This window comes from Endozoicomonas sp. YOMI1 (assembly GCF_024606345.1).
Classification (GTDB): Bacteria; Pseudomonadota; Gammaproteobacteria; order Pseudomonadales; family Endozoicomonadaceae; genus Endozoicomonas.
Map to the genome: position 1 here is coordinate 22,649 of NZ_JAHHPM010000381.1, position 7,576 is coordinate 30,224.

The window sequence follows — 7,576 nt, forward strand, 5'->3', positions numbered from 1 at the left end:
TTCAGGAAAAATCACATGTTTGGATAATTCGGGCCACCAGCACCTTCCGGGGCAATCCAGGTGATATTCTGAGCGGGATCCTTGATGTCACAGGTCTTACAGTGAACACAGTTCTGGCTGTTGATCTGAAACCGGTTTTCCCCGCTATCCTCATCAACAACAATCTCATAAACCCCGGCAGGACAGTACCTTTGCGCAGGCTCATCATAAACCGGAAGGTTTTGCTTTAGCGGAATGGTCGCGTCTGCAAGCTTCAGGTGGCAGGGCTGGTCTTCCTCGTGGTTAGTATTCGAAAGGAACACTGAACTCAAACGGTCAAAGGTGATAACGCCATCAGGTTTGGGATAGTTGATAGGGCTGGACTCTGCCGCTGGTTTAAGCTGGGCATAATCCGGAGTCGTATCGTGCAGGGTGAATGGCAATTTGCCATTGAAGATATTAAGGTCGGCAAAAGCAAAGGCGGCACCAAAGATGTTACCAAATTTATGCATGGCCGGACCGAAATTCCGCTGCTGATGCAGTTCTTTATAAAGCCAGGAAGCTTTGAACGCCTCATCAAAGGATTCCAGTTTAATGCCACCCTCAGAGCCTGCACTCACCGACTTGAACACTTCTTCTGCTGCAATCATGCCGGATTTCATAGCGGTATGGGAGCCTTTTATTTTTGCCCCATTCATGGTTCCGGCGTCACAACCAATCAAGAGTCCACCCGGGAAAGCCATTTCAGGTAATGACTGCGGCCCTCCTTTAGCCAGCGCTCTTGCTCCATAGGAAACCCGTTTTCCACCTTCCAGGTACTGTTTGATAACTGGACTCTTTTTGAATCTCTGGAATTCTTCAAAGGGATTAAGGTGCGGATTTGAATAGCTCAAATCGGTAATAAGGCCCAGAACCACCTGGTTATTCTCCAGATGATAGAGGAATCCGCCACCGGTAGAGCCGCTTTCAGCCAGTGGCCAGCCAGCAGTATGAACCACCAGACCCTGTTGGTGCTTTTCTGGTGTAATATCCCACAGTTCTTTAATGCCGATGCCATAATGTTGAGGATCACGCCCCTCATCAAGCTTAAAATGGCTGATGAGTTGCTTGCCCAAATGCCCACGGCATCCTTCGGAAAAGAGCGTATATTTGGCGTGCAGCTCCATACCTGGCATAAAGCTGTCTTTCTCTTCACCGGAGGCTGAAATCCCCATATCTCCGGTTGCTATGCCCTTTACACTGCCATCATCATTAAACAGCACTTCCTGGGCGGCAAATCCCGGAAAAATTTCCACCCCAAGTGACTCGGCCTGCTCAGCCAGCCAGCGGGTGAGATTACCGAGACTTATGATGAAATTACCTTTATTGTGCATGGTTTTAGGCACAAAAAGGTTGGGTACTTTTATCGATTTTTCTTCAGAACGAAGTACATAAATATCATCGGATGAAACCGGAGTATTTAACGGCGCACCCAGCTCTTTCCAATTGGGAAACAACTCATTAAGAGCCGTTGGTTCAAACACTGCGCCTGAGAGGATATGAGCGCCAACTTCGGAACCTTTCTCAACAACACAGACGCTAAGCTCTTTATTCTGCTCCTGAGACAATTGCATCAGCCGACAGGCGGCCGACAAACCGGAAGGGCCTGCACCCACGATAACGACATCAAATGCCATGGATTCGCGTTCCATGATGAGCTTCCTCCCTGTCGGAGTGTTATTTTTCAGAATGGCATTCAAACAACTGTTTGAAATTGCTTGGCATTATACTCAGTGTTTCCCCGAATGAACAATACGTCATTAGTTATTAATACCTATGGGCGGAAATGTTCCGGCTGCTAAACAGCTGCTATCTTGTCCCGAGTACTTTTCTGCAGCCAGCAGAAATCGGTGGATTTCAGATGATGCATAGTAGCAGACATGTGTCTTTAATAAGAACATCTGCGTGAACTGGTTGAAACATACGTTTGAACCCTTATTGACGTGCTGGTAGACTGCGCTCCTGCAGATGTGTGAACACAGGTTGCTGAATGATAATAAAATTTGTCTGTCCGGTTGTTCGTTATCTGCTCGATAATTCAAGACCAAGCCAATAACGAGAAGGGAAGGCTGCGAACTCATGAAAATATTAGTAGCCGTCAAAAGAGTCATTGACTATAACGTCAAGGTTCGAGTGAAGGCGGATAACACTGACGTCGATCTCACCAACGTCAAAATGGCAATCAACCCTTTCTGTGAAATTGCTGTTGAAGAAGCAGTAAGACTAAAAGAGAAAGGTGTCGCCACAGAAATCGTTGCCGTATCCCTTGGTGCCAAAGAGTGCCAGGAGCAGATACGAACAGCGCTGGCTCTTGGTGCAGACCGCGGCATTCAGGTTCAGACTGATCAGCTCCTGGGTTCCCTGGCAGTTGCCAAACTGCTTAAGGCCATTGTGGATGACGAAAAACCTGACCTTGTTCTTCTGGGTAAACAATCCATCGACAGTGACAATGGCCAGACCGGTCAGATGCTTGCTGCACTTGCCGGTATGTCTCAGGCAACGTATGCCTCAGAGGTCAATGTTGACGGTGACAATGTTAATGTTACCCGTGAAGTGGACGGTGGTTTACAGACGTTAAGTCTGAAGCTGCCCGCAGTGATTACCACGGATTTGCGCCTGAATGAGCCGCGTTACGCATCACTGCCCAACATTATGAAAGCCAAGCGTAAGCCTCTGGATGTCAAATCGCCAGAAGATCTGGGTGTATCGGTGTCGTCTACTTTAACGACGATCAAAGTAGAGCCACCTGCTGAGCGACAGGCTGGTATCAAGGTGGCCAGCGTAGATGAGCTGGTAGAAAAATTAAAAAATGAGGCGAAGGTGATCTAATGGCCATATTAGTCGTTGCTGATCATGATAACAGCACTCTTGGAGCGGGAACTCTGAATACGGTCGCAGCTGCCACCGCAATCGGAGGAGAGATTCACCTGCTGGTTGCAGGATTCGGCTGTAGTGGGGTTGCAGAGCAGGCCTCTGCAGTGTCTGGTGTATCAAAAGTCTTACTGGCCGAGAATGCCGCACTGGAAAACCGACTTGCAGAAAATGTCAGCCTGCTGGTTACTGAACTGGGCAAGGATCATTCTCACATACTGGCATCAACCTCAACCGATGCCAAAAATATGATGCCACGGGTGGCAGCTTTACTGGATGTCGATCAGATATCCGACATCATCCGTGTGGAAAGTGATGATACTTTTGCCCGTCCGATCTACGCCGGTAATGCTATTGCCACGGTCCAGTCCAGTGCACCCATCAAGGTTATTACTGTTCGTGGCACTGGTTTCGACCCGGTTTCTGCTGAAGGTGGATCTGCCAGTATAGAAACCGTCGCCAGCAGTCATGATGCAGGGGTATCGAGCTTTGTCAGCGAAGAGCTGGCACAGTCTGATCGCCCTGAACTGGCGGCTGCGGACATCATTGTGTCTGGTGGTCGCGGCATGGGTAATGGAGAAAACTTCGAGTTACTTTACAAAGTAGCGGATAAACTTGGTGCTGCGGTCGGTGCTTCCCGTGCTGCTGTGGATGCAGGCTATGTGCCCAACGACATGCAGGTCGGACAAACTGGTAAGATTGTTGCGCCCAAGCTGTATGTTGCCGTTGGTATCTCCGGAGCCATTCAACATCTGGCTGGAATGAAGGACAGTAAAGTCATTGTTGCTATCAACAAAGATGAAGAAGCGCCAATATTCCAGGTTGCAGACTATAGTCTGGTAGCAGACCTGTTTGAAGCTATTCCGGAACTTGAAGGCAAGCTCTAATCAACAAGACAACTGCCATCTAAAAAAAACCACCGCTTTCTTTGGAAGTGGTGGTTTTTTTATTGATTAAATAAAGTTTTTCTATCAGTCATATGTCTTTTTTTTATCTGGGGGTTTCAAGACTTGGCAACTCTGTGCATAATCGTTCACAGTAAAACTATAAGAAACGTACCGGGGTAGATTGTGATACGAGTTCTGGTTGCGGATGATCATGATTTGGTGAGAACTGGAATCTCTCGCATGTTGGCCGATGTTGATGGCATTGAAATTGTTGCCCAGGCTGTCAGTGGTGAAGATGCTATTAGCCTTTATCGGGAACTCGCTCCGGATGTTACGTTAATGGATGTAAGAATGCCTGGAATTGGTGGCCTCGAAGCAACCCGGAAAATCTGCCAGATCAACCCTCATGCAAAAATCATTGCAGTAACCGTCTGTACGGATGACCCCTTTCCAACCAGGCTGCTTGAAGCCGGCGCTTCAGGTTACGTCACCAAAAGTTCAAATATTACCGAAATGGTTACGGCCATTCGAACGGTATTTACCGGAAAGAAATACATTTCCCCGGAAATTGCTCAGCAAATGGCTTTGAAAGCTATTGAGCCAGACAGTGCGTCACCATTCAATCAGCTCTCTCATCGCGAAATGCAGATAGCTCTTATGATTGTTAATTGCGAGAAAGTACAGACAATATCCGATAAGCTATGCCTGAGTCCCAAGACGGTGAATAGCTATCGCTACCGGATGTTTGAAAAGCTGAATATTACCAGTGATGTAGAGCTGACACACTTGGCTATTCGCCATGACCTGGTAGATACCATAGAATGAATGCTTCCTTATAGGCTCTGATGAACCTCTTGTTGAGTTCCTTTCTCTACTCCCGGTGCTTATACCCAAAATTCCTGTTACCTGTACTGGAAAATGCAGGCTTATTCGTTTCTAAAGCGCTGTGACGATATAATGAGCAGGTGATTTGATAACCGTTGTCTGGTGGTTCATGACAGGTAGTGAAGAAAGCAAAAAGTTTGACCACAAATCATTTCTGGAAAAGGTGTCGAGCCGTCCGGGTGTCTACGATATGCGTGATCAGAGTGGCAAAACACTCTATATCGGTAAAGCGAAAAATCTTAAAAATCGCCTCTCAAGCTACTTCAGAGCAACGGGTCTTACCACCAAAACCATGGCTTTGGTAAGCAAGATTGCTGATATTCAACTGACGATTACCCACACTGAAACTGAGGCGCTGCTGCTTGAGCAAAACCTGATAAAAGACAGAAAGCCGCCATACAACATTTTGCTGAGGGATGATAAGTCATACCCCTATATCTATATTTCCGGTGATGATGATTTTCCCAGGATGGACTCCTGTCGTGGACGTAAACGACAGAAAGGCCAGTATTATGGACCTTACCCCAGTAGCGGAGCGGTTCGGGAAAGCCTGCACCTGCTTCAGAAGATTTTTAAAATACGTCAATGTACTGATATCTATTTCAAAAATAGGACCCGGCCCTGCCTGCAATATCAAATCAACCGTTGCAAGGCACCCTGTGTTGGCCTGGTCTCAAAAGAAGAGTACCAGCAGGATCTTGAGGATACCCGGCAATTCCTGGATGGCAAAAACCAGCAGTTAATCCGTTCGCTGATAAAACGCATGGAAGTTGCTGCGGAATCGCTGGATTTTGAAGAGGCAGCGGCAACCCGGGATAAAATCAATCACCTCAGGGCTGTTCAGGAACAGCAGACGGTAACCAAATCAGCCGGTGATATCGATGTGATCGGATTTGCTCAAATGGGTGCCAATACCTGTTTTGACGTGCTCTTTGTTCGTTCTGGCAGGGTGCTTGGTCATAAGTATTACTTTCCTGATTTTAAGCTGGAAGCTGAACGGTCCGATTATCTGGAAGATTTTATGGCCCAGTTCTATGTAAGACTGTTTGGCAGTCGTGATTTTCCCCAGGAGATAGTGGTTCCGTTTGAGCTAACCGGTGCAGATACTATTGAAGAAGCGATCAAGGCTGTTTCTGATAAGAAAATCAAAATCAAGGACAAAGTTCGTTCTGAACGACACGATTGGTTAAGTCTGGCCAATAAAAATGCGCTGCAGAATCTTGAAAGTCACCTGGCGAGTAAGAGCCATCTCAACCAGCGATACGCGCAACTTAAGGATTTGCTGGGCATTGAGAACCCCATTCTGCGTATGGAGTGTTTTGACATCAGTCATACCATGGGGGAAGCAACCGTTGCATCCTGTGTGGTATTTGGTCCGGATGGGCCTGTGTTCAGTGAATACCGGCGTTACAATATCGCTGGTATAGAGCCTGGTGATGATTATGCCGCCATGGCAATGGCTCTTGATAAGCGTTATCCGAAACTGGCTGAGGCAGGGGAGGGGGCAAAGCCGGATCTTATCATTATTGATGGGGGGAAGGGGCAGTTAGGAAAGGCTTCGGAGGTAATGACCAGACTTCGACTGCAGATTCCCTTGCTTGGCGTAGCTAAGGGAGTGACCCGGAAGCCAGGACTTGAAACACTGATTTACCGGGACCAGGAGCTCAATCCCGAAGGTGCTGAGGCGGCATTACTGTTGATACAGCAGATCAGGGATGAAGCACACCGCTTTGCGATCACCGGGCATCGACAGCGCAGGCAAAAGGCCAGAAAACGTTCCGTGCTGGAAGATATTCCGGGTATTGGCAGCAAAAGGCGATCTGCACTATTGAAGTTTTTTGGAGGTCGCGATGGAGTGAGTGGCGCCACTATCGAAGAATTAAAGAAAGTTGAAGGCATTAGTCTTAGGCTGGCGCAGCAGATACATGAATATTTTCATAATGACTAGCACCGGGGAGTAGTACTGTGTACCGTATGCCTCAGAGAGTTCCCTGCTTTGATTTCTTGCCTTATATGAGCACCCCGAAAGAGCAAGGCGATATGTCAGACCTTCCCAATAACGTCCCAAGGCTGCCAGCTGAATGCTTCATAGCCTTACAATACAAGGGCTTAATTAAGTAGTTATGAACGTCCCGAATTTTCTAACACTAACACGAATTGTTCTGGTTCCATTTCTCGTCATTATTTTTTATCTCCCATTTGAGTGGAGCTACCTTGCCTGTGCTGGAATATTTGCCTTTGCTGCAGCAACGGACTGGTTTGATGGGTATCTTGCACGCCGACTCAACCAGACAACCCCATTCGGTGCATTCTTTGATCCGGTTGCTGATAAAATAATGGTTGCAACGGCGCTATGCCTGCTGATTGATGAGTTTCGTGCATTCTGGGTCACGGTGCCAGCTCTGGTCATTATTGGCCGGGAGATCGTCATCTCGGCCCTGAGAGAGTGGATGGCTGAACTGGGTAAGCGGACCAGTGTAGCTGTGAGCATGATCGGTAAGGCGAAAACCATGGCTCAAATGGCAGCCATTACCTTACTGCTATTATCACCAGTTCCCGTTGATTCCTGGATTGGTTTTCTTGGTATTGTTCTGCTGTACCTTTCAGCAATTCTGACACTATGGTCTATGTATATTTATCTAAAGGCAGCCTGGCCAGATCTTTCTCCGTTCAACAAGCCTGACTGATGTAACGGAAAGTGGTTGACATCAAAGCAAAAAAACCTACAATACGACTCGTGTTCGGGCGCTGACAGGCAGTTAGCCCAAGTTGTCCAGCATTGTTTTTTGATTTTTGATTTTTGATTTTTGATTTTTGACTTTTGATTTTCGATTTTTGACTTTTGACTTTTGAAAAGTGCGCGGGAATAGCTCAGTTGGTAGAGCGCAACCTTGCCAAGGTTGAGGTCGCGAGTT

At 47.3% G+C, this 7,576-nt stretch carries 6 protein-coding genes; 5 read left to right on the top strand and 1 reads right to left on the bottom strand.

All coding sequences use genetic code 11. The features are described from left to right. Nucleotides 1-11: 11 nt before the first annotated feature. Nucleotides 12-1,670, bottom strand: coding sequence for an electron transfer flavoprotein-ubiquinone oxidoreductase (locus KDK15_RS13720; RefSeq protein ID WP_257295951.1), 1,659 nt, complete (start codon nucleotides 1,668-1,670; stop codon nucleotides 12-14). Between the two features lie 427 nt (nucleotides 1,671-2,097). Here KDK15_RS13720 and KDK15_RS13725 point away from each other — a divergent pair, with 427 nt between their 5' ends. The 5 genes from KDK15_RS13725 (at nucleotide 2,098) to pgsA (ending at nucleotide 7,348) form a co-directional block, all read left to right on the top strand. Continuing rightward, a complete protein-coding gene (locus tag KDK15_RS13725) occupies nucleotides 2,098-2,847 on the top strand; it encodes an electron transfer flavoprotein subunit beta/FixA family protein (RefSeq protein WP_257295952.1) in 750 nt (249 codons plus the stop codon). Beyond that, nucleotides 2,847-3,776, top strand: coding sequence for an electron transfer flavoprotein subunit alpha/FixB family protein (locus tag KDK15_RS13730; protein ID WP_257295953.1), 930 nt, complete (start codon nucleotides 2,847-2,849; stop codon nucleotides 3,774-3,776). Before KDK15_RS13725 ends, KDK15_RS13730 begins: the two co-directional genes overlap by 1 nt. Nucleotides 3,777-3,959: 183 nt before the next feature. Next, on the top strand, nucleotides 3,960-4,601 hold the full coding sequence (gene uvrY, locus KDK15_RS13735) for a UvrY/SirA/GacA family response regulator transcription factor (RefSeq protein ID WP_257295954.1): 642 nt from the start codon (nucleotides 3,960-3,962) through the stop codon (nucleotides 4,599-4,601). Nucleotides 4,602-4,770: 169 nt separating this feature from the next. Next, nucleotides 4,771-6,609: an excinuclease ABC subunit UvrC gene (gene uvrC / locus KDK15_RS13740; RefSeq protein ID WP_257295955.1), complete on the top strand. Its 1,839-nt coding sequence runs from the start codon at nucleotides 4,771-4,773 to the stop codon at nucleotides 6,607-6,609. A gap of 175 nt (nucleotides 6,610-6,784) precedes the next feature. After that, nucleotides 6,785-7,348 (top strand): CDP-diacylglycerol--glycerol-3-phosphate 3-phosphatidyltransferase, encoded by a 564-nt coding sequence (gene pgsA / locus KDK15_RS13745; RefSeq protein WP_257295956.1) that lies wholly within the window; start codon nucleotides 6,785-6,787, stop codon nucleotides 7,346-7,348. Nucleotides 7,349-7,576: the final 228 nt, after the last annotated feature.